Here is a 22,089-nt window from a genome sequence, read left to right on the forward strand (position 1 = left end):
CCTGGCGGACCGCTGACACGTGTCCAGGGGCGGTCTGCTTCAGGACGTCCAGGCCCGCGTCCGTCAGGACGGCGAACTGGCCGCGCTTGTCCGAGGGGCAGTCCTCGCGGCGTACCCAGCCGTTCTTCTCCAGGCGCGCGATGGCGTGCGAGAGGCGGGAACGGGTGATCTTGGCGCTCATCGCCAGCTCCGTCATGCGCAGCCGCCGCTTCGGCGCCTCGCTGAGCTGGACCAGCAGGCCGAAGTAGATGTGCGGCATCTTCGCGTCGCGCTGCAGCTGGCGGTCGAGGTGGTCCTCCAGGAGCGTGCTGGCGTGCAGGTAGGCGCGCCAGACCTGCTGCTCTTCGGGGCTGAGCCATTTGCCGGCGGTGGGCACGGCACCCGTCTCGTCGTTCTTGTCGACGGGCTTCTCGTCGTTCTCGGTCTGCTTCATCGCCACCATCGTAAGGACCTCCTCCTTGAATATTAAACAAACAACGGTTACTTTGGGCAGTACCCAGAGCTTGAAAGTTCAAGGAGGTCGCCTCCGTGCCCACCGCACCCGCACCGGAGCGCATGCCCGCGCTCTACCTCAGCCACGGCGCCCCGCCGCTCGCCGACGACGCCCTGTGGCCGGGCCAGCTCGCCGCCTGGTCGGCCGAGCTCCCGCGCCCCAAGGCCATCCTCGTCGTCTCCGCGCACTGGGAGGAGGCCCCGCTCGCCCTCGGCGCGGTCCGGACCGTGCCGCTCGTCTACGACTTCTGGGGCTTCCCCGAGCACTACTACCAGGTGCGCTACGCCGCCCCGGGGGCGCCCGAACTCGCCGACTCCGTACGGAAACTGCTCCGCGGCCCGGGTGTTCCGGTGCAGGACGTGCCGGATCGCGGGCTCGACCACGGGGCGTACGTCCCGCTCGTTGAGATGTTTCCGGAGGCCGACATCCCCGTCCTCCAGGTGTCCATGCCGACGCTCGATCCGCAGAAGCTCATGGACATCGGGCGGCGGCTCGCTCCCTTGCGGGACGAGGGGGTGCTGATCGTCGGGTCCGGGTTCTTCACGCACAACCTCGCGGCGTTGCGTCAGGGGGGTGGCGTTCCGTCGTGGTCTGCGGAGTTCGACGACTGGGGGCAGCGGGCGCTCGACGCGGGGGATGTGGACGGGCTGCTCGACTTCGCGCACGCGTCTCCGGCCGGGGGGTTGGCTCATCCGCGTACGGAACACTTTGCTCCGCTGTTTGTGGCGATGGGGGCGGCGGAGGCGGTTGGGGAGCTTGGGGCGCAGCGGGCGGTTATTGAGGGGTTCTGGATGGGGTTGGCGAAGAGGTCTGTGCAGTTCGGGTAGCGGGTTGGGGGGACGGCGGGTTGGCCGGTTGGCCGGTTGACGGGGTTGTGGTCGTAGGGCGGGTGCGGCGCCGTTGTGGCTGGGCGCGCAGTTCCCCGCGCCCCTGAAGGGGGGTGCCCCGGTCCGTTGTTCTTGCGTGCGGCGCCGTCGTGGTTGCTCGCGCAGTTCCCCGCGCCCCTGGAGGCTTGCGGCTGCGCCGCGCCTCCTCAAGTGGCGCGCCCCTGGACGGCGCTTCCCCACCGGGACGCGCCGTCACTCGGGCGCGCCGTCACCGGGGCGCGCCCCGTGAAATGGCGCACGTAGTGCGCATTTCAGGGGCGCGGGGAACTGCGCGATCAGCCCCCACCGGGCCGCGGGCTCCCACGAGGCCTCAGGCCGGCTCGATCAAGGTGAGGGCGCGGGCGGCCGCGGTCAGGGCGGGCTCGTCGGCTACGTCCAAGGCCGTGTCCGTGAACTTGATCGCGTGGTCGTCGCCGTGTGCTGCCGCTCGGGCGAACAGGTCCTCCGGGGATGATGAAGCGCCGGGTACGTATGGGGGCGCTACCGGTGCCGCGTACGCCGCTGTCACCGCCGCGCTTGCCGACCAGGCCGCCTTCAGGGACGCCGGCCAGAGCTCGCGGGGGAGGGCGGGGAGCGTGCGGAGGACCGCGTTGGGTGCCGTCGCCGCGTGGACGAGCATCACGGGGTTGCCGTGGGCGTGTGTGGCGTAACGGTGGACCGCCGCCGCGACCAGTTCCCCGAGCCGGTCGCGCGCCGCGTCCGGGTCGACCGGGCCCGCCGCCCACGCGGGGAAGCCGCTGAGCTGGTCGAAGCGGGCCAGGATTCCCCCGCTCTGGTCGGGGACGAGCGGCACCGCGTCCAGGGCCGACGGCGCGTCCGGCGCGGACGGCAGCGCGGTCAGCGGCGGCAGCGGCTGGTGGCGGGCCGCCCAGTAGCCCAGGCCGTGGGCGAGTTCGGCGAGGCGGGGCTCGTTCGGTGGCGCCGTCAGCAACGTGCGTACCGCGTGGCCGACGCGGATCACGGGATGTGTGGCGCCCGCCGCGATGCCGGGGAGCAGACGAGGCCACCACTCCGCGAGCACGTCACGCCAGGGGCGTTCGGCCACGGCGCGCTCGAAGTAGGTGATCCAGTCCGCCAGGCGGCGCGGGTCGCCCAGCGCGGACTGCCAGTCGTCGTCGCGGAGGGGCAGCGTGCGCGCGGGCATGTCGTCCAGGCGTCGCTCGTAGTGGTCCAGCCAGCGGTGCACGCGGGGCGCCTGGCCGCCGCGTACCAGGGACTCGACGGCCATCGGACCGTGATTGCTGAGCCAGCCCTCGAACTCGGGCCCGGTCCGGTGCAGCCGCTGCAGCGCTTCGTCGAGGGTGCCCGTCGTGTCGTCGTCCAGGCGCGGGTTCGTGAGCGAGTCCATGTCTGGACGGTAGGCGCGTCGTGCGCGGGGCGTAACAGTCCGTGGTCCCAGAGCGGGCCCGGGCGCGGCCTAGTCCGCAGGGCGGAGTTCCTTCTCGTACCAGGCGACGTCCCAGTACGTGCCGAACTTGCGGCCGACCTCGCGGTACGTGCCGACATGGGTGAAGCCGAAACGGGTATGGAGGCGGACCGAGGCCTCGTTGGGCTGGGTGACGCCCGCGTACGCGCGGTGCAGGTCCTCGCCCGCGAGGGCGTCGAACAGGGCGGCGTAGAGAAGAGTGCCGATGCCGCGGCCGCCCGCGTCCGGGGCGCAGTAGACGGTGACCTCCACCGACGTGTCGTACGCGGCTTTGGCGCGGAAAGGGCTGGACGTGGCGTATCCGAGCAGTGGGCCGGAGGTCCCGTTCCGTACGTCCTGCGCAACCATCAGACGGTACGGGCCGTCTTCAGGGTGGGAGAGCAGCCAAGGACGTCGCTCTTCCGGGGTGAAGACGGCCGTGTCGAAGGTGATCGGCGTCTCACGTACGTAGTGGTTGTAGAGGTCCGTGAGGGCCGTGAGGTCACCCTCGACCCCTGGCCTGACCTGCACCTCTGTGGGCTCCGACCGCAACTTCCCGCTCCTTTGTGCGCCGCGTGGCGGCACAGGGTACTGCATGATCACAAAAAAGTTGGGGCCTGTTGGGAATTCTGTCCGGATTCCAGTCGTTGTTTCCATCAGATGCAGGGCACCCGGGAGGGTGAACGAGCCGTCCGGCCCAGCCGACCTACCATCGCAAGGGAGCACGCATGGCAACCCGTGCCGTAGCCCGTCGTAAGTCCGCCGCCTCCGGCGAGACTGACGCGGCACGCAGTGTTCGCGCCGTAGGCGGGGAGATCGCCGACCGCGACCTGGTCGGCATGTACCTCGACGAGATAGCGCGCACACCGCTGCTCGACGCCGCAAAGGAAGTCGACCTTTCCCAGACCATCGAGGCGGGCGTCTACGCCCAGCAGATCCTCGACGGAGAGGTCTCCGACAGCAAGGCCGCGGTCGAAGCGTCCCGCGAGGAGCTGGAGGCGCTGGTCGCCGAGGCCGAGAAGGCCAAGGACATCTTCATCCGGTCCAACCTGCGCCTCGTCGTGGCGGTCGCCCGCCGCTACCCGCGCAGTGGCCTGCCCCTGCTCGACCTGATCCAGGAGGGGAACGCGGGCCTGGTGCGCGCGGTCGAGAAGTTCGACTACCGCAAGGGCTTCAAGTTCTCCACGTACGCCACGTGGTGGATCCGCCAGGCCATCACCCGTTCCATCGCGGACCAGTCCCGCACGATCCGGCTCCCCGTCCACCTGGTGGAGGAGCTGGGCCGCATCCGCCGTGTCCAGCGCGAGTTCAACCGGAAGAACGGGCGGGACCCGGAGCCCGCGGAGATCGCCGCCGAGCTCGACACGAAGCCTGAGCGGGTCGTGGACGTGCTGGACTGGGCGCGGGACCCGGTCTCGCTGAACATGTCCGTGGACGACGAGGGCGACACGCAGTTCGGCGACCTCCTTGAGGACACGTCCGCTGTCTCGCCGGAGCAGTCCGTTCTGACCCTGCTGCGCTCGGAGGAGCTGGACGATCTCATCGGCCGGCTCGATCAGCGGACCGCGTCCATCATCAAGATGCGGTACGGGATCGAGGACGGGCGGGAGCGGACGCTCACCGAGGTCGGCAAGGAGCACGGGCTCACGCGTGAGCGGATCCGGCAGATCGAGAAGCATGCGCTGCTCGAGCTGAAGAAGCTGGCGCGGGACACGGGGTTCGACGCGGCGGCGTAGCCCTTGGGAGCTGGACATCGATCGGCCCGCGCGGTTCGCTGCGCGGGCTGTCCGCGTTTGGCCCCGGCCCCAGCTCTCGGCTCTGCACTGCGCGGGCTGTCCGCGTTTGGCCCCGGCCCCAGCTCTCGGCTCTGCACTGCGCGGGCTGTCCGCGTTTGGCCCCGCCCCAGTCTCTCGGCTCCGCCGCGACCGGGCCCTCCGCGAGCGCCTGCCCCACCCGGCCCTTCTTCGACCGCGCCGCCGTCGTGGCTGGTCGCGCAGTTCCCCGCGCCCCTGGGCGTCTGCCCCGGCCGGTCGTTCTCCGAGTGCGCCGCCGTCGTGGCTGGTCGCGCAGTTCCTCGCGCCCCTGGAGGCTTGCGGCTTTGCCGCGCCCCCTTCTTGGTGCCTTCCTGGCGCGCCCCTGAAAGCTGTGCGTGTATGACGCGCCCCTGAGATGGCGCACGGAGTGCGCATCTCGGGGGCGCGGGGGACTGCGCGACCCGGCACGACGGTGGGGGAGGGCGCACGGAGTGTGCATCTGTTGTCGGCGGCTCAGGCCGTCGTGTGGGGCGCGGACGCGCGGGTCAAGCGAAGGGCCAGGTCACGGACCGCGGCAGCGAGCGCCTCGGGCCCGCGGACCCGGAAGTCCAGGCCCGTCATGGCCAGCCGCACCGCCATCCACTCGACCGGCCCGGAGGCACTCGCCCGGAGCCGGCACGCCTCGCCCCCCGGCAAGGACTCCGCCCGCCCCACCGCCGGAGGCACCTTCGCCGCGACCTCCTCCACCGTCGCGGCGAACTCCACATCAACCTCGTACGCCCCACCACCCCGCGCCTCCATGGACCGCCGCAGATACTCCGCCGCATCCCCCTCGGGCACCTCCCGCGGAGCGAACCGCGCCCCGGTCGCGAACGGCTCCGAGACCCGGTCGACCCGGAACGTCCGCCAGGCGTCGCGATCGATGTCGTACGCGACGAGGTACCAGCGGCGCCCGGTCGAGACGAGCCGCAATGGTTCCACCAAGCGGCGCGTCTCCGTGCCGTCGGCCGCGCGGTAGTGGAAGCGGAGCCGTTCCGTCCCGGCGGCGGCCGACGCGAGGACCGTCAGCGTCTCGGGCGCGATGGTGGCCCCGTCGCCCGAGGTCAGCGGGATGGTCGCGGCCTGGAGCGTGCTGACGCGGTGGCGGAGGCGCGAGGGCAGGACCTGTTCCAGCTTGGCCAGCGCCCGCACCGACGCCTCCTCGATCCCGTCGACCGCGTGCCCGGCCCCGGCCCGCAGCCCCACCGCTATCGCGACCGCCTCCTCGTCGTCGAGGACGAGCGGCGGCAGCGCTTTGCCCGCGATCAGCCGGTACCCCCCGTCCGCGCCCATGGACGCCTGGACGGGGTAGCCGAGGTCGCGCAGCCGGTCGATGTCGCGGCGCACGGTGCGGCGCGAGACGCCGAGCCGGTCGGCGAGTTCGCCGCCGGGCCATTCGCGCGGCGTCTGGAGGAGGGAGAGGAGTTGGAGCAACCGGGCCGGGGTGTCCGTGCTGGTCGTCGTCATGCCCGTAAGAATGCCGCAGATGTAGGACACGATCTGACCTACTGCGCCTCTACGTTCCTTCCATGACTTCACCGAGTTCGCCCACCCACCCGGACGTCGTTCACGCAGACGTCGTTCAGGCAGACGCCGTTCAGGCGGACGTCGTTCACACAGACGTCGTTCAGGACCGCCGGCGCTGGTTCGCGCTCGCGATCGTGATGGTCGCCGCGTTCATGGACCTCGTCGACGTCACGATCGTCAACGTCGCCCTGCCCACCATCCAGCACGACGAGGGCGCCTCCACCGGCCAGATCCAGTGGATCACCGCCGGTTACGCGCTCGCCTTCGCGGCGCTGCTCATCACGGGCGGGCGGCTCGGCGACATCTTCGGCCGCAAGCGGCTCTTCCTGATCGGCATCGCCGGGTTCACCGTGGCCTCCGCGCTGTGCGGTCTCGCCGCGAACCCGGAGATGCTCGTCGCCTCCCGCATCCTCCAGGGCGGCATGGCGGCGCTGATGGTCCCGCAGGTCCTGTCGATCGTCCACGCGACGTTCCCGGCGCACGAACGCGGCAAGGTGTTCGGGCTGTTCGGCGCGATCGTCGGTCTCGGAGCCGTCACGGGTCCGCTGCTCGGCGCGCTGCTCACCGAGTGGAACCTGTTCGGTCTCGAATGGCGGCCCATCTTCCTCATCAACCTGCCCGTCGGCATCGCGGCGCTCATCCTCGGCTCGCGCGTCATCAGCGAGTCGAAGGCACCGACCGCGCTCAAGCTGGACCTCGTCGGCGTCGTCCTCGTCACCCTCGCCATGCTGGCGCTCGTCTACCCGCTGACGCAGGGCCGCGAGAACGGCTGGCCGGTCTGGGGCTACGTGATGATGGCCGCGTCCGTCGTGATCGTCGCCGTGCTCATCGCGTACGAGAAGGCCAAGGCGCGGCGCGACGGGTCGCCGCTCATCGAGCTCTCCCTCTTCAAGGTCAAGAGCTTCGCGGCGGGCATCGCCGTCCAGACCGTCTTCGGCGTCACGACCGGCGTCTTCTTCCTGACCTGGACGCTCTACATGCAGCTCGGCCTCGGCTGGAGCGCGCTGCGGGCCGGTCTGACCGGTGTGCCGTTCTCGATCGCCGTCTCCGTCGCGGCCGGGATCTCCGTGCAGCAACTGGTGCCGCGCTTCGGCCGCAAGGTGCTGCAGGCGGGCGCGCTGACGATGGCCGCGGGCGTGCTGATCTACGTGTGGGAGTCCGGGCACTACGGTCTCTCGATCGCCTCCTGGCAGATGGCGTTGCCGCTCGTCGTGATGGGGCTCGGCATGGGGCTGATCGTCGCCCCGTTGACGGACGCGGTGCTCTCCGAGGTGCCGCGCGAGCACGCCGGTTCGGCGTCCGGGCTGATCAACACAGTGATGCAGATGGGCAACGCGCTCGGCCTCAGCCTCGTCTCGGTGATCTTCTTCAACGTCGTCGAGGACCACGTGAAGCGGGGCGCGGGCAACGCCGCCTTCATCGACGGGTTCCACAACTCGCTGCTCTGGGCGGCGGGCATCCTCGTCGGCATCTTCCTGCTGATGTTCGCGCTGCCGCGCAAGCCTGTCGGCGGACCGGACGGGACGGCGCCCGGCGCCGACGCCCCGCTGGAGGAGCGCGAGCGCGAACCTGAGCTGGTGTGACCCGGCCCGCTTGAGCCTATGTCTGTTTATGCCCGGGCCGTGCCCGAACCTGTTTACTTTCCGGATGAGGGGCCGTACCCTCCCCGTGAAGCCACAGGTTCGGGCACGGCCCGGGCGCAGTCACAGGCACAATCACAGGCACAGTCACAGGCAAGGGCACAGGTAAACGGGCATGTACGCACCGGAGCGCCAGCAGGAGATCCTCCGCCTCGCCCGCGACGGCGGCCGGGTCGACGTGCTGTCGCTCGCCGAGCTGTTCCAGGTCACCGCCGAGACCGTCCGCCGCGACCTGAAGGCCCTGGACCGGGCCGGACTCGTCCGCCGCGTGCACGGCGGCGCCATCCCCGCCGGGCGGCTCGACTTCGAGCCCGACCTCGCCGAGCGCGAGTCCACCGCCGCCGACGAGAAGGACCGCATCGCGCGCGCCGCCCTCGCCGAATTGCCGGCCGAGGGCAGCGTCGTCCTCGACGCCGGTTCGACCGTGGCCCGGCTCGCCGCCGCACTGCCGCTGGACTCCGAACTCACCGCCGTCACGCACTCCCTGCCCACCGCCGCGCGCCTCGCCGACCACCCCGGCATCCAGCTCCACCTCATCGGCGGCCGGGTCCGCCACCGCACCCGCGCCGCCGTCGACGCGTGGGCGCTGCGCGCGTACGGCGAGATCCGCGCGGACGTCGTCTTCCTCGCGGCCAACGGGTTCTCCGCCGGCGCCGGACTGACCACCCCCGACCTCGCCGAGGCCGCCGTCAAACGCGCCGCCGTCGCCGCGGCCCGCCGGGTCGTGCTCCTCGCGGACTCGGGCAAGTTCGGGCAGGAACACTTCGCGCGGTTCGCGGACCTGGCCCAGGTGGACCTGCTGATCACGGACAGCGGCCTGGCCGAGGCCGACGCGGCGGAGATCGAGGCGTCCGGCACGGAAGTGACCCGCGTATGAGCGTCACCGGCCCGGCACTTGCAGCACCACCAGCACATCCCCGTACGGAAACGGCGACCGCGGCATGATCCTCACCGTCACCCCCAACCCCTCCCTCGACCGCACCTACGAGCTTCCCGGCCTCGACCGCGGCGAAGTCGTACGCGCCACCGGCGAACGCGTCGACCCGGGCGGCAAGGGCGTCAACGTCTCCCGCGCCGTCGCCGCCGCCGGTGCCCCCACCCTCGCCGTGCTGCCGCTGGGCGGCGCGCCCGGCGCCCTGGTCGCGGAGCTGCTGGCCGAGCAGGGCATCGAGGTCGCCCCGGTGCCGGTCGCGGGTCAGACCCGGTCGAACATCGCGCTCGCCGAACCGGACGGCACGCTCACGAAGATCAACGCGCCGGGGCCCGAACTGTCCGCGGCCGAGGCGGAAGCGTTCCTCCAGGTCATCGGCGAACGGTCGTCGGGCGCCGCCTGGATCGCCTGCTGCGGCAGCCTCCCGCGCGGCCTCGCGCCGTCCTGGTACGCGGAGTCGGTGGCCCGTGCGCACGAGGCGGGCGCCCGGATCGCGCTCGACACGTCCGGGCCCGCGCTCCTGGCCGCCCTGCGCGAGCGCCCCGACGTGGTGAAGCCCAACGCCGAGGAGCTCGCCGAGGCCGTCGGGCGCCCGCTCGCCACGGTCGGCGACGCGGTCAAGGCGGCGGAGGAGCTGCGCGACCTCGGCGCGGTCGCTGTCCTCGCCTCGCTCGGCGCGGACGGGCAGCTCCTCGTCGACCCGGCGGGCGCCTGGTTCGCGAGCGCCCCGGTCGACGCCGTACGGAGCAACGTCGGCGCGGGCGACTCCTCCCTGGCCGGTTTCCTCATCGCGGGCGGCGCGGGCCCGGCCGCGCTGGCATCGGCGGTCGCGCACGGGGCGGCGGCGGTGCAACTGCCCGGCAGTGCGATGCCTGCACCGGCGGACCTGGCCCCGGCGGCGGTGACGCTGACGGCGGAGCTGCCGCTCGACAGCCCGCTGACGGAACCGGTGACGCGATGAGCGCCCTTTTCTTGTCCTGCCCCGCACCCGCACCTCTCATCCCGCACCCTCACCCGCATCCAAGGAGCCCGCGATGACGGAGATGATCACCGCGGAACTGGTCGACCTCGACCTGTCCGCGCAGACCACGACCGAGGCCGCCCGCTCCCTGGCGCAGCGCATGGTGACCCTGGGCCGCGTCACCGACCTGGACGGTTTCCTGGCCGACGTCGCCGCCCGCGAGGCCCAGATGCCGACCGGCCTCGACGGCGGCATCGGCATCCCGCACTGCCGCAGCGCGCACGTCACCGAGCCCACGCTCGCGTTCGGCCGCGCGGCCCACGGCATCGACTTCGGCGCCCCGGACGGCCCCGCCGACCTGATCTTCCTGATCGCGGCCCCGTCCGGCGCCGACGACGCCCACCTCACGATCCTCTCCGCCCTCGCCCGGCAACTGATGGACGAGGACTTCAAGGCGTCGCTGCGCGCGGCGACGAACGCGGAGCGCGCGGCGGCCCAGATCCGCGGGGAGGCCCCGGCCCCGGCCCCGGACCCCGTAGAACCGGAGCCCGATCGGGCGGAGGGGGCCCCTGTGGCTGAGGGGAGGCCTGCGTCCGAGGGGAGCTCTGCGTCTGAGGGGAGCGGGACATTCAAGATCGTCGCCGTCACCTCCTGCCCCACGGGCATCGCCCACACCTACATGGCCGCCGAGTCCTTGGAGAACGCCGCCCGCGACACCGACGGCGTCGAACTGGTCGTGGAGACCCAGGGCTCGGCGGGCTTCACCCGCCTCGCCCCGGAGGTGATCGCCGCGGCGGACGGTGTGATCTTCGCCCACGACGTCCCGGTCCGCGAGAAGGACCGCTTCGCCGGAAAGCCCACGGTCGACGTCGGCGTGAAGGCGGGCATCAACCGCCCCGCCGAACTCATCGCGCAAGTACAGGAGAAGGCGTCCCGCGGCGAGGTGACGTCCCCGTCCGGCGACGCGGCTTCATCCACACCTGTGGAAAACTCCGGCGACTCCCAGGACGGATACGGCACAAAGCTCCGTAAGTGGTTGATGTCGGGCGTCAGTTACATGGTGCCGTTCGTGGCGGCCGGGGGGTTGCTCATCGCGCTCGGGTTCGCGATCGGCGGGTACGAGGTCGCGGACGTCAAGGTCGAGACCCTCCTCGACAGTTTCGGCTGGACCTCCACGACCAGCTGGGCGGCGCTGCTCTTCTACACCGGCCAGGCCGCGTTCGCCTTCCTCGTCCCGGTCCTCGCGGGCTATATCGCGTACGGCATGGCGGACCGGCCGGGGCTCGTGCCGGGCTTCGTCGGCGGCTCGATCGCGCTCACCGTCGACGCGGGGTTCCTCGGCGGTCTCGCCGCGGGGCTCATCGCGGGTGGCGTCGTCATGGCGATCCAGAAGGTCGACGTTCCGGCCGTGCTGCGCGGCATCATGCCGGTCGTCGTCATTCCGCTGCTCTCCTCGATCGCCGTCGGCTTCCTGATGTTCGTGGTGATCGGCAAGCCGATCGCCTCCCTCCAGAGCGCGCTCACGGACTGGCTCAACTCCCTGTCCGGCGCCAACGCGATCGTGCTCGGCGTGATCCTCGGCCTGATGATGTGCTTCGACCTCGGCGGCCCGCTCAACAAGGTCGCCTACGCCTTCGCGGTCGGCGGCCTCGCCAGCCCGACCGACGGTTCGCTCAAGGTCATGGCGGCGGCGATGGCCGCGGGCATGGTCCCGCCGCTGGCCATGGCGCTCGCCACCACCGTGCGCGGCCGGCTCTTCACCAAGGCCGAGCGGGAGAACGGGAAGGCGGCGTGGGTACTCGGCGCGTCCTTCATCACCGAGGGCGCGATCCCGTTCGCCGCGGCCGACCCGCTGCGCGTCATCCCCGCGTCCATGGCGGGCGGCGCGGTCACCGGCGCCCTGTCGATGGCCTTCGGTTGCACCCTGCGCGCCCCGCACGGCGGCATCTTCGTGGTCCCGCTGATCGGCAGCCCGTTCCTCTACCTGATCGCGGTCGCCGCCGGCGTATGCGTCGCGGCCGGCCTGGTCGTCGTACTGAAGGGCATGCGCAAGGCGGCGCCGGGAACGGTGTCGGGGAACGGCGAGGGTGAGGCGTCCGCGGCTGACGGGGCGAAGGTGCCGACCGCCGCGTAAGAGGCGGAACGGCCGCTAAAGCCGGTAGGCCCCCTACCGTCGGAACTGTCCGTTCCTGCGAGATACATCACGGTCCGGGACCAAAGGCCCGGAGCGTGGTGTTCACTGGGGGGCATGCCTGAGCACGTGTCGATCCTTCAGCAGATAGGCCTGGTGATTCTCGCGGTCGCCACGGTGGCATGGGTGGTCGGACTGGTCCGACTGGTGCGCGTCGTGGCGCTCGCTCCGCCCGAGGCGGCGCGGCGGCTGCCGCAGGGCGTGCTGCCGAAGCAGTCGCAGGCCCCGGCGGCGGAGTCGGCTCCGCTGACGGCCGACGAGCAGGACGCGTTCGCCGGTCTGGTACGGCAGTTCGGCCGGAGCTGAGCCGACGCGCGGAGGGTCAGGCGCTCGTCCGGCGCTTCGTCGCCGCCCGGTGCTCGATCGCCGCGCGGGCCGCTTCCTGGGTCGCGTAGACCTCGCACATGTGGCGGCCGTCCGGCGTCGCTGTGTGCTCGACCTCCCACAGGCTGACCTCGGCTCCGTCCCGCAGCAGGAACGCGTGCTCGTACAGCGCGAACCCCTGGCTGACGCGGCGGCCGAACGCCTGCGTGATCTGGTGCGCGCACGCCTCCCCCAGCAGTCTCGCCGTGCCGGGCCCCGGCCGGGTCGACGGGTCCGCGTTCTCCGCGCGGCGCAGCAGCCGACGTGCGTGGTCGACGGAGCTGTCCGGGTCGGCGGGGCCGAAGCGGTGGCGCTCGGGCGGGACCGCGGGCAGTTGGACGGGGGCGAGGGGCACGTGGAGGTCGAAGTCCGGGGTGGCTTCCGGGGGGAGCGGCAGGCGGCCCGTGGCGAGGTGCAGCTCGTCCTCGGTGACGTAGACCTCGTGCTGCTCCGTGCCGTCCCGGCCGGTGTTGTGGACCAGCTCCCAGAGGGTGAGCGGACTGCCGTCGGCGAGCAGCCAGGTGTGCCGGTACGTCTCGCGGTGGCGGCCGCCGCTGTGATGGGCCGAGTGCAGCGAACCGGCGTACGCGAGCGCGCTGTCGAGCAGGTGCAGGGTCTCGTCGGGCAGTTCGAACGAATTGAGGGCGCGGCCGAGAAGCTGCGCCAGGTGCTCGTCGGGCGTGGGTGACGTGGGGGCTGTGGCCGACGAGACGGCGTCGTGTTCATAGTCGTGCGGAACGCTCAAGGCACCTCCCGGCATTGCTGCATGTCACCTTGTGGGTGCATACCGTAGCCCCTGCTTCGGACATCATGTCCGGGAAATCGCAAACGCGGAACGGTAATTGGAGAACCTGTCCTGACAACGCGCGGGCCGCGCGGGAGGTTCCCGCGCGGCCCGTGAGGTGACGGTTTTTCGTCCGCCCTGGTGAGGGGGTGGTTACCCCGAGTCAGGGTCAGGCGGAGGCACCCGCCGTCCACTCGCTCCAGCTCAGGTTCCAGCCGTTGAGCCCGTTGTCGGGGGAGATCGTCTTGTCGGGGGAGTTCTTGACGACCACGACGTCGCCGACGAGCGAGTTGTCGAAGAACCACTTGGCGGTCGTGTCACCGCCCGCGCCCTTCACGTCCCGCATGCCGACGCAGCCGTGGCTGGTGCCCTGCGCGCCGAAGATGCCGGGCGAGCTCCAGTAGTTGCCGTGGATGAACGTGCCGGACTGCGACAGGCGCATCGCGTGCGGCACGTCCGGGATGTCGTACTCGCCGCCGAAGCCGACCGTCGAGCCGTTCATCCGCGTCTGGACGAACTTCTCGGAGATCACCATCTGGCCGTTGTAGGTGGGGTGGTCGGCGCTGCCCGTCGACACCGGGACCGTCTTGAGGGTCTGGCCGTCGCGCACGACCGTCATCTGCTGCGTCTTCGCGTCGACCGTGGCGACCTGCTTGCGGCCGACGGTGAAGGTGACCGTCTTGTCCTGCACGCCGTGGATGCCCTTGGCGCCCTCGACCCCGTCGAGCGCGATCTTCATCGTGACCTTGGACCCGGCCTTCCAGTAGTCCTCGGGCCGGAAGTCCAGGCGCTGCGAGTTGAACCAGTGGCCGACGACCTGCTGTCCGCTGCTGGACGTGACCTTGATGTGCGACTGCACGGCCTTCTGGTCCGTGATCGCCTTGTCGAACGTGAACGACACCGGCATGCCCACGCCGACCGTCGTGCCGTTGTCCGGCGTGTACGTGCCGATGAAACTGTTCGCGTCGGAGACCGTGGTGAAGATCGAGTTGGCGGCGGCGGTGTGGCCCTCGCCGTCCTTCGCGGTCGCGGAGAGGCGGTACTTGGTGCCGCGCTCCAGCTGCTCCTTCGGCTTCCAGGCGGTGCCGCCCGCGGCTATCGCGCCAGCGACCTGCTTGCCGGACGCGGACTCGACCATCTTGACGTCGGTGAGCTTGCCGTCGCTGACCTTGACCCCGGTCGTGTTGATGGACGCGCCGGTCGAGCCGTCCTTCGCGGAGATCGTGATCTGCGGGGCGTTCTCCGCGCTGTCCTTGCCGCCGTTCTTGTCGTCGTCCGCGGTGGCGCTGCCGCCGCAGGCCGTGAGGGTGAGGGCGCCGATGACGAGAGTGGCGCACGCGACGACCAGGTTCTGCCTTCTCACGGTCTGCTCCTTCTGTGCCTTCTTCAGTGTTCTTGGGTGTTCTTGGGCGTTCTTAGGTGTTGCGGTCGGTTGATCCGGTACGGGGAGAGAGCGCCGGACGGCCGGAGAGGTTCCTTCCGCTTGCTGTGAACGGGGACACAGGGACAGTTCTGTTACGCCCGTGAAGGGGCTGTTACGCCGTACAGGTCTGTGTAGGACAGGTACGTGCCGCCGGGGCCGTCCGCCGACTCCGCCGCCCGTACGGCCCGGACGATCGCTCGCGTCACGAGGTCGGCGCCGGCCGCGAGTATCTCGTTCAGCGCGAGCGGGTTCGCCTCGTCCAGCGGGCGGGCCCCGGTCGCGATGGCGAACACCGTGTCGCCGTCGTTCAGCAGATGCACCGGGCGCACGGCCCGCGCCATCCCGTCGTGCGCCGTACCCGCCACCTTCTGCGCCTGCGCCCGGCTCAGCTCGGCGTCGGTGGCGACTATGGCGAGGGTGGTGTTGAGGGGCGGGGTGGGGGCGAATGCGGATGCGGTGGCGGGGGTGGACGCGGGCGTGGATTTACGTGTGGTTGCGGTTGCGGTTGCGGTCGTGGTCGTGGTCGTGGTCGTGGTCGCGGTTGCGGCGAGGCGGTTTGTCGCCGCTTCGTGGAGGGCGGGGGCCGGGTACCGCACCGGGCCCTGTGCCGTGAAGAACTCCCCGTACAACGCGCCGGTCGCCGGGTCGAGCGCCGAGCCCGCCGCGTTGGCCACCACCAGCGCGCTCACCGTGATCCCCGTGCCGAGCACTGTGGACGCGGTGCCTATGCCGCCCCGCAAGCGGCCCACGAGCGCGCCGGTGCCCGCGCCCACATTGCCCTCCGGGACCGCGGAGTTGGGCTCCGTCGCGGCGGCGGCCTCCACTGCCGCGCGGCCGGTGGTGGCGTCGGGCCGGGCCCGCCAGTCGCCGCCTCGGCCCAGGTCGAAGACGCAGGCGGCGGGTACCACCGGGACGACCTGGCCGGGCCCGCCGACCGGGACCCCGCGGCCCGCCTCCTCCAGCCAGGCCATCACGCCGGACGCCGAGTCGAGCCCGTAGGCGCTGCCGCCGGTCAGCACGATCGCCTCGATGCGCCGGACCAGATTGCGCGGGTCGAGCGCGTCGGTCTCCCGGGTGCCGGGACCGCCGCCGCGCACGTCGACGGCGGCGACCACGCCGCCCTCGGGGGCGAGCACGACCGTGGTGCCCGTGAGGAAGCCGTCACCGGTCAGCGTGGCGTGCCCGACCCGCAGGCCGGTCACGTCGGTGAGGGCGTCGTTCAGGGGCCGCGATGACGCCGCCGGTGCGGAAGCGGGTGCCGGTGCCGGTGCGGATGCCGGTGCGGATGAAAATGCTGGTGCCGATGTGGGCGTGGGGGGCGGTGCGGCAGCCGTTGGCGGTGCTGTCGTGGCCATGTTCCCGGTCGTCGGTGCAACCGGTGCAGCCGGTGCAGCCGGTGCAGCCGGTGCAGCCGGTGTAGTCGGCGTTGCCGGTGCGGCTGGTGCGGCTGGTGTGGCCGGTGCGGCCGGTGTCTTCGGTGAGCGTGCTCGGTCCGTCGCCATTCGCCATGCGTACCACGACAGTTGTGCGCGAATCAGGCGTGCTCGGCGCCTGCCCGCCGTGCCTTGCGCGCCGACAACACCACGCCGGTGGCCACCGTGAGCCCCGCCACGACACCCGCCGCGAACACCGCCCAGTGCCCGGCGAACGTGCAAGCCAGCACGAGCACCGCACCCAACGGCAGCGTCAGTTGCTGCGCCGTGCCCACCTTGAAGTACCGCGCGTGCAGCGCCCACACCATCAGCAGGAACAGTGCCGACGGGATGGTCACGGCCGCCGACGCCGCGGTTGTCGAGATGTGCGCCTCGCCGACCGCCTGCTCCACGGCCACCTCCAGGCCCGCGCCGATCGCCGCCGCCGACGCGAAGACGAAGTAGTGGCCGTAGCCCCACAGGAACGCCTGCCCGCGCGTCCGCAGGCGCTCGTGGATCGGCACCGCGAAGTAGATCCACCAGGCGGCGAAGACGATGAGGACGCCGCCGGCCGCGATCGGCAGCAGCTCGCCGAGCGCGTCGTTCTCCTGCACGCCCGACTTCACCGCGACCGTCGCCGCCGCGATCGTCTCGCCGAGCACGATGATCGTGAACAGGCCGTAGCGCTCGGAGATGTGGTGCGGGTGCCAGGTGGTCTGCCGGTGCTTCTCCGCGAACACCGGTACACACATCTCCAGGATCGCCATCACCAGGAACACCCAGTTCCGCACCCCGGACGGCGTGAGCATCAACCCGAGCCAGCCGACCTGGCAGAGCAGGATGCCGCCCGCGTACCGCAGCGCGACCGTCCGCTCGGCCCCGTGCGTCGCCTTCGCCGCGCGCAGCCAGTGCGCCGCCATCGCGAGCCGGATGACCAAGTAGCCGAGGTAGACCACCGTGAAGTCGTCCTCGAAGGCGCTCGACACCCCCGCCGCGAGCACCAGGACGCCCGCGATCTGGACGAGCGTGACGACCCGGTAGATCACGTCGTCGTTGTCGTACGCCGAGGCGAACCAGGTGAAGTTCATCCAGGCCCACCAGATGGCGAAGAAGACCCGCGCGTAGTCGATCACCCCCGTGCCCGTGTGGCCCTCGGCGACCGCGTGCACCAGCTCCACGCCGCCCTGCGCCACCGCGACGACGAAACAGAGGTCGAAGAACAGCTCGAGCGACGAGGCGACGCGGTGCTTCTCGTCCCGCCCCCTCGCCCGCAAACGGCGCACGGGCGAGCTGTGCGGGTGCGGTGTGTTGTGCGGGGCGGGGGCCTCGCCGCCGGATTCGTCCGGCGTGTGGGGCGAGGGGGGTGGGGAGGAGGACGTGGGCTTCATGCGGACAGGAGACCAGATGGGGAGGCGGGACGGAGGCACCGGCACCTGGATCGCCGGACGAGGCGGAGGCGTCTGTCCCTGAGTCGCCGGGATCCGGGGCCCGGCGCGGGCGGGCCCGGGCGGCCGGGGGCCCGACGTACCCTGGATGCATGAGTACCGCCCCCGCCCCCGAGCCGCGCGACCCCAAGACCGCGCTGATCTTCGACGACCCGCTGACGGCCCAGTCCGCCGACGACACGGATCGTGGCTGGGGCGAGCGCCCTTCGTCCGGTGACAACAGCGCCGCGGACCTGGCCCGCTTCCTCGACGAGAAGCCGCCCCACCACATCTGAGCCCCCGCCGGGACCCGACGCGCCCCGGACCGAACCCCGGCCAGCACCCGCCGCGCCCCGCGCCGGACAAGGGCTAGGATCCGCCGCGCCCCGCACCGGACAAAGGCCAGGACCCGCCGCGCCCCGCACCGGACAGAGGTCAAAACCCGGCGCGCCCCGCAACGGGCAACCGCTAGGGCTCCGCCCGCCCCGAACCGCCCCGCTGCGCCACCAGCGCGTCGCGGATCTCCTTCAAAACCTCCAGCTCCGAGACCTCGACCGTCTCCGCCGCGCCCTCCCGCGCCGCCTTCCGCTCGGCCTGCCGGGCCAGGTACTTGGCCATCGGCAGCACCATCAGGAAGTAGACGACCGCGGCCGTGATCAGGAAGCCGAGCGCCGCGCTCAGGACCGAGCCCCACAGGATCTCGATGCCGTCGTCCCCGCCGCACGGGCCCTTCAGGCAGGACTTGTAGCCCTCCAGGTCCTTGGTGCCGAAGGCGCCGACGATCGGGTTGATGACCCCCTTCACCACCGCGTTCACGATGTTGGTGAACGCGGCGCCGATGACGACCGCCACCGCCAGGTCGATCACATTGCCGCGCATCAGGAAGGCCTTGAAGCCCTCCCACAGACTCGGCTCGTTCTTCTTGCTCACCAGGAGGCCTCTCTTCACATGCGCCGGTTGCGGAGCAGACGGCTTCGCAACTTACGACAGCACGGGTCAGACCTGTCCAATTCGCTAACTCGATCGGGCGACTTGACGCTCCGCACGCCGTCGAGGTGCCGGTCACCACACCGTCACCGCCAGCCGGGAAGTGGCTCCCGCGCCCGCGAGCCGCACAGCCGTGGCGCGGCCCACCGACAGCACCACCAGCGCCCCGCCCGCTGCGGCCCCGCCCGTATCCGGTTCCGAGGGTCCCGCTCCCGCCTGCGCTTCCGCCTCCGGCACGGACGTCACCCGCGCCCTGGAGGCCAGCACCCGTACCTCGGGCCCGCCGTCCGCCCGCGCCGCCACCACGTCCACCCGGTCCCCGGGCCGCAGCAGCCGCACGGCCCCGGCGTCGGCGATCCGTACCGGCGCCGACACCGACACGGCGGGCCCGCGCGCCCGCTCGCCCGGTGGTGCCGGTGCCCGCTCGTGGCCGCGCCCCGCGCCGGACGACGGCACCGCGGCCGCCAGCGCCGCCGCCGTGAGCGCGAGCCCGGCGGCCAGGACGGGCCCGCGTCGGCGCCGCCCCGAGCGTCCGATCCGCCACCGCGGGCCCCGTACACGTACGGGAGGGAAGGACGGCACCTCGGAGGTCGGGGGAGTACTGAGCTGGGTCGGGGAAGTCGTCGCGGACATGGCCGTCACCGCCTACGGGTCGGATCGGAGGACGAGCCCTTCGCCCGTCTCGCCGACCACGATCCGCCTCCCGGCCGGATCCCGCTGAACCCCGTGCACTACCGACGGGTTGTGAACAACTCACTCACCCGAACGTGAAGTTCCGAGACCCTCAGAACACCCGAACGCGAAATTCCGCGGCACGCAGAACACCCGAGCCCTCAGGCCCATGCCCCCGTCACGGCAACCGGATCCCCGGATCCATCCCCCCGAGCGCCCCCGCGCACAGACAGTCCCGCTCGCCGTTCCCCGGCAACCCCGCGACGACGTCGAACAGCACCGTCCGCAGCCGCCCCAGATTCGCCGCGAAGACCTCGAGCACCTCGTCGTGCGAGACGCCCTCCCCGGTCTCGGCGCCCGCGTCGAGGTCCGTGACCAGCGTCATCGACGTGTAGCAGAGCTCCAGCTCCCGCGCGAGCATCGCCTCGGGGTGCCCGGTCATGCCGACGACGGACCAGCCCATCGCGGCGTGGAACCGCGACTCGGCGCGGGTCGAGAAGCGCGGGCCCTCGACCACGACGAGGGTGCCGCCGTCCACCGGCTCCCAGTCCTTGCCGCGCGCCGCCTTCACCGCGACCTTGCGGCCCGTGGGGCAGTAGGGGTCGGCCGGGGAGACGTGCACGACGTTCGGCACAGTGCCGTCCGGCAGCGGCAGCCCGTCGAAGTAGGTCTGCGCCCGCGCCTTCGTACGGTCCACGAACTGGTCGGGGACGAGCAGCGTGCCCGGTCCGTACTCCGCCCGGAGCCCGCCGACCGCGCACGGGCCGAGGACCTGCCGTACGCCCACGGAGCGCAGCGCCCACAGATTGGCGCGGTAGTTGATGCGGTGCGGCGGCAGATGGTGGCCGCGCCCGTGCCGGGGCAGGAAGGCGACCCGGCGCCCGGCGACCTCGCCGAGGAAGAGGGAGTCGCTCGGCGGCCCGTAGGGCGTGTCGACCTGGACCTCGGTCACGTCGTCGAGGAACGAGTAGAAGCCGGAGCCGCCGATCACGCCGATCTCGGCGGCGTCGGCATGCGTGTTCGTATTGGTCGCCATGGTCAGCACAGTAACCAAGGGCGCGAACGCCGAAGACCCCGCCGTCGGAACGGCAGGGCCTCGAACGACGTCCTGGGGACGTTCTCGCGAAGGGTCGCGCCTAGGCGGCGGACGACGAGCTGGAAGAGCTGGAGGAACCGGCGGAAGCGGTCGACGAGCCGGACGACGACTTCGAGTCCGAGGAGGACGAGGAAGACGACGACGAGGAGTCGGAGGACGACTTCGACGACGAGTCGGAGCCCGACTTCGAGGACGACGACGCCGGGCTGCTGCTCGACGAGGAGCCGCGGCTGTCGTTGCGGTAGAAGCCCGAGCCCTTGAAGACGATGCCGACGGCCGAGAAGACCTTCTTCAGGCGGCCACCGCAGTTGGGGCACTCGGTGAGGGCGTCGTCGGTGAACTTCTGCACCGCCTCGAGGCCTTCGCCGCACTCGGTGCACTGGTACTGGTAAGTCGGCACTGTGTCTTCCTCCTGGCACTCTCACTCGATGAGTGCTAACGACGGTCCATAGTGACGTATTCCGAAGGATCAGTCCACTGCCACCGGCTGTCGGTGACCGACGCCACGTGCGACGGTGCGCCCCGAGGACGGCGGCACGAGCCGCGAGCGCAGCAGGAACATGACCACGAGGGCGAGCACGGTGCCGCCCATGGGGACAAGGAACCCCGCCCCGTCCCAGAAGCGGTCCTCGAGCTGTCCCGCCACGGTGACGGCGGCGGCCTGGCCGAGGGCGACCGCGCCGGTCAGCCAGGTGAAGGCCTCCGTGCGGGAGCCTGCGGGGACGATCGACTCGACGAGGGTGTAGCCGGTGATCAGGGACGGCGCGATGCAGACGCCGACCAGCAGGCCGAGCCCGGCGAGCAGCAACACCGACTGTGCCGCCCAGAGGCCGGACGCGGTGAGCGCGAGGGCGGTGTAGCCGACGAGGAGGCGGCGCTGCGGTGCGACCTTCCAGGCGATGGCGCCGCAGACGAGGCCGGAGAGCATGTTGCCGGCGGCGAAGGTGCCGTAGAGGACGCCGTTGAGGCCGGGTTCGCCGATCGCCTCGGTGTAGGCGGCGAGCGAGACCTGCATGCCGCCGAAGACGGAGCCGATGCCGAGGAACGTCACGATGAGCACCCGGACACCCGGGACGCGCAGTGCGGAGGTGTGCTCCACGCGCGCGTGGCCGTCCGCGGAACCGCCCGTGCGACGGGCCGCGGGCGTCGGCTGCGTGCTCTTCTGCGCGGCGAACAGCAGGCCGCCGACCAGGGTGAGCGCGGCTTCGGTGATGAGGCCCGCGGCGGGGTTGATGCCGGTGCACAGCGCGGTCGCGAAGAGCGGGCCGAGGACGAAGGTGAACTCGTCGGTGACCGACTCGAAGGCGGCCGCGGTCTGCATCAGCGGCGAGCCCTGCAGCTTGACGCCCCAGCGGGCGCGCACCATGGGCCCGATCTGGGGCGTCGAGGCGCCGGTGGGCACGGCCGCGAGGAACAGCGCCCAGGTGGGTGCCCCGGACAGCGCGAGCACGGTCAGGGTGAGCCCGGCCGCGCAGTGCACGAGGACGCCGGGCAGCAAAACGGCCCGCTGCCCGAAGCGGTCGGCGAGTTTGCCGCTGTACGGCGCGAACAGCGCCATGGCGACGCCGGTCGTCGCGGAGACCGCGCCCGCGGTGCCGTACGACCCTGAGGTGTGCTGGACGAGCAGCACGATGGAGATGGTCAGCATCGCGAACGGCTGGCGCGCCGCGAAGCCGGGGAGCAGGAACGTCCAGGCCCCGCGGGTGCGCAGCAGCCGGCCGTAGCCCGGCCGGGTGTCGGTGGTGGGAACCGTGTCCTTCTGTGGCACGGCCCTCGCCTTTCTGCCGCCTGGTAGCCCGGTGGTCTCCTGGTCGAGGAGCACCGGGCCGAGAGCCGTCCTCATATGCGCCGGGAACCGAGTGATACCTGCGGTCCGCGCCAGGAGAGGCCCTGGGCCATGCGGTGCACGCGCGCGTGGGCGAGGTGCCGCAAGGGGACCGCGGCCGCTTTGCGGTCGCGCCGGCTCTACATCAGGCAGAGTCGGTAGTTCAGTGGTTCGGAAAGCAATGCAGGTCGCATTGCAGGTAGCAGTGCAGGTCGCAATGCACGTAGCAGTGCAGGTAGCAATGCAGCAGACAATGCGGGAAACAGTGTCTGTCC

At 71.6% G+C, this 22,089-nt stretch carries 22 protein-coding genes; 8 read left to right on the forward strand and 14 right to left on the reverse strand.

The window, feature by feature from the left end:
* Positions 1–433: MarR family winged helix-turn-helix transcriptional regulator (locus N5I75_RS17000; RefSeq protein ID WP_476678420.1), on the reverse strand; the 433-nt coding region annotated here is incomplete at its 3' end.
* Between the two features lie 122 nt (positions 434–555).
* Between N5I75_RS17000 and N5I75_RS17005 the strand changes: the two genes are divergently transcribed.
* Entirely contained in the window at positions 556–1,320 is a 765-nt protein-coding gene (locus N5I75_RS17005) for a dioxygenase family protein (RefSeq protein ID WP_476679517.1), read from the forward strand.
* Positions 1,321–1,690: 370 nt separating this feature from the next.
* On the opposite strand, the gene N5I75_RS17010 is transcribed toward N5I75_RS17005, so the two are convergent.
* The gene (locus N5I75_RS17010) at positions 1,691–2,728 is read right to left on the reverse strand and encodes a questin oxidase family protein (protein WP_476678422.1); all 1,038 of its coding nucleotides are present in this window, start codon (positions 2,726–2,728) and stop codon (positions 1,691–1,693) included.
* Between the two features lie 69 nt (positions 2,729–2,797).
* Positions 2,798–3,337 carry an N-acetyltransferase family protein gene (locus N5I75_RS17015; RefSeq protein WP_476678424.1) on the reverse strand — a complete coding sequence of 180 codons (540 nt, stop codon included), beginning with the start codon at positions 3,335–3,337 and terminating at the stop codon, positions 2,798–2,800.
* Positions 3,338–3,513: 176 nt separating this feature from the next.
* On the opposite strand from N5I75_RS17015, the gene N5I75_RS17020 reads away from it, so the two are divergent.
* A complete protein-coding gene (locus tag N5I75_RS17020; protein ID WP_398204626.1) occupies positions 3,514–4,521 on the forward strand; it encodes an RNA polymerase sigma factor RpoD/SigA in 1,008 nt (335 codons plus the stop codon).
* Positions 4,522–5,052: 531 nt separating this feature from the next.
* On the opposite strand, the gene N5I75_RS17025 is transcribed toward N5I75_RS17020, so the two are convergent.
* Positions 5,053–6,045: a helix-turn-helix transcriptional regulator gene (locus N5I75_RS17025; RefSeq protein ID WP_476678426.1), complete on the reverse strand. Its 993-nt coding sequence runs from the start codon at positions 6,043–6,045 to the stop codon at positions 5,053–5,055.
* 197 nt (positions 6,046–6,242) lie between these two features.
* On the opposite strand from N5I75_RS17025, the gene N5I75_RS17030 reads away from it, so the two are divergent.
* The 5 genes from N5I75_RS17030 to N5I75_RS17050 all read left to right on the forward strand — a co-directional run bounded on the left by N5I75_RS17030 (position 6,243) and on the right by N5I75_RS17050 (position 12,134).
* A complete protein-coding gene (locus N5I75_RS17030; RefSeq protein ID WP_476679518.1) occupies positions 6,243–7,688 on the forward strand; it encodes an MFS transporter in 1,446 nt (481 codons plus the stop codon).
* Between the two features lie 172 nt (positions 7,689–7,860).
* On the forward strand, positions 7,861–8,622 hold the full coding sequence (locus N5I75_RS17035; RefSeq protein ID WP_476678428.1) for a DeoR/GlpR family DNA-binding transcription regulator: 762 nt from the start codon (positions 7,861–7,863) through the stop codon (positions 8,620–8,622).
* 64 nt (positions 8,623–8,686) lie between these two features.
* Positions 8,687–9,637: a 1-phosphofructokinase gene (gene pfkB, locus N5I75_RS17040; RefSeq protein WP_476678430.1), complete on the forward strand. Its 951-nt coding sequence runs from the start codon at positions 8,687–8,689 to the stop codon at positions 9,635–9,637.
* A 73-nt stretch (positions 9,638–9,710) separates the two neighbouring features.
* Entirely contained in the window at positions 9,711–11,771 is a 2,061-nt protein-coding gene (locus N5I75_RS17045) for a PTS fructose transporter subunit IIABC (RefSeq protein ID WP_476678432.1), read from the forward strand.
* Between the two features lie 114 nt (positions 11,772–11,885).
* Positions 11,886–12,134 (forward strand): hypothetical protein, encoded by a 249-nt coding sequence (locus N5I75_RS17050; RefSeq protein ID WP_476678434.1) that lies wholly within the window; start codon positions 11,886–11,888, stop codon positions 12,132–12,134.
* A gap of 16 nt (positions 12,135–12,150) precedes the next feature.
* Here N5I75_RS17050 and N5I75_RS17055 read toward each other — a convergent pair whose 3' ends face one another.
* The 5 genes from N5I75_RS17055 to N5I75_RS17075 form a co-directional block, all read right to left on the reverse strand.
* Positions 12,151–12,936 (reverse strand): DUF6227 family protein, encoded by a 786-nt coding sequence (locus tag N5I75_RS17055; RefSeq protein WP_476678436.1) that lies wholly within the window; start codon positions 12,934–12,936, stop codon positions 12,151–12,153.
* A gap of 208 nt (positions 12,937–13,144) precedes the next feature.
* On the reverse strand, positions 13,145–14,338 hold the full coding sequence (locus N5I75_RS17060) for a L,D-transpeptidase (protein WP_476678438.1): 1,194 nt from the start codon (positions 14,336–14,338) through the stop codon (positions 13,145–13,147).
* Between the two features lie 152 nt (positions 14,339–14,490).
* Positions 14,491–15,600: a P1 family peptidase gene (locus N5I75_RS17065; RefSeq protein ID WP_476678440.1), complete on the reverse strand. Its 1,110-nt coding sequence runs from the start codon at positions 15,598–15,600 to the stop codon at positions 14,491–14,493.
* Positions 15,560–15,907 carry a hypothetical protein gene (locus N5I75_RS17070; protein WP_476678442.1) on the reverse strand — a complete coding sequence of 116 codons (348 nt, stop codon included), beginning with the start codon at positions 15,905–15,907 and terminating at the stop codon, positions 15,560–15,562. The genes N5I75_RS17065 and N5I75_RS17070 overlap by 41 nt, the downstream gene beginning before the upstream one ends.
* A gap of 25 nt (positions 15,908–15,932) precedes the next feature.
* Positions 15,933–17,198 carry a low temperature requirement protein A gene (locus tag N5I75_RS17075; protein ID WP_476678443.1) on the reverse strand — a complete coding sequence of 422 codons (1,266 nt, stop codon included), beginning with the start codon at positions 17,196–17,198 and terminating at the stop codon, positions 15,933–15,935.
* A 149-nt stretch (positions 17,199–17,347) separates the two neighbouring features.
* Between N5I75_RS17075 and N5I75_RS17080 the strand changes: the two genes are divergently transcribed.
* The gene (locus tag N5I75_RS17080) at positions 17,348–17,530 is read left to right on the forward strand and encodes a hypothetical protein (RefSeq protein WP_476678445.1); all 183 of its coding nucleotides are present in this window, start codon (positions 17,348–17,350) and stop codon (positions 17,528–17,530) included.
* A gap of 172 nt (positions 17,531–17,702) precedes the next feature.
* Here N5I75_RS17080 and mscL read toward each other — a convergent pair whose 3' ends face one another.
* The 5 genes from mscL to N5I75_RS17105 all read right to left on the reverse strand — a co-directional run bounded on the left by mscL (position 17,703) and on the right by N5I75_RS17105 (position 21,757).
* Positions 17,703–18,164 carry a large conductance mechanosensitive channel protein MscL gene (gene mscL, locus N5I75_RS17085; RefSeq protein ID WP_476678447.1) on the reverse strand — a complete coding sequence of 154 codons (462 nt, stop codon included), beginning with the start codon at positions 18,162–18,164 and terminating at the stop codon, positions 17,703–17,705.
* Between the two features lie 132 nt (positions 18,165–18,296).
* Entirely contained in the window at positions 18,297–18,854 is a 558-nt protein-coding gene (locus tag N5I75_RS17090) for a hypothetical protein (protein WP_476678449.1), read from the reverse strand.
* A gap of 217 nt (positions 18,855–19,071) precedes the next feature.
* Positions 19,072–19,929, reverse strand: coding sequence for an S-methyl-5'-thioadenosine phosphorylase (locus N5I75_RS17095; protein ID WP_476678451.1), 858 nt, complete (start codon positions 19,927–19,929; stop codon positions 19,072–19,074).
* 100 nt (positions 19,930–20,029) lie between these two features.
* Positions 20,030–20,389, reverse strand: coding sequence for an FmdB family zinc ribbon protein (locus tag N5I75_RS17100; RefSeq protein WP_476678453.1), 360 nt, complete (start codon positions 20,387–20,389; stop codon positions 20,030–20,032).
* 69 nt (positions 20,390–20,458) lie between these two features.
* Entirely contained in the window at positions 20,459–21,757 is a 1,299-nt protein-coding gene (locus N5I75_RS17105; RefSeq protein WP_476678455.1) for an MFS transporter, read from the reverse strand.
* Positions 21,758–22,089: the final 332 nt, after the last annotated feature.

This window comes from Streptomyces sp. R818 (assembly GCF_056172735.1).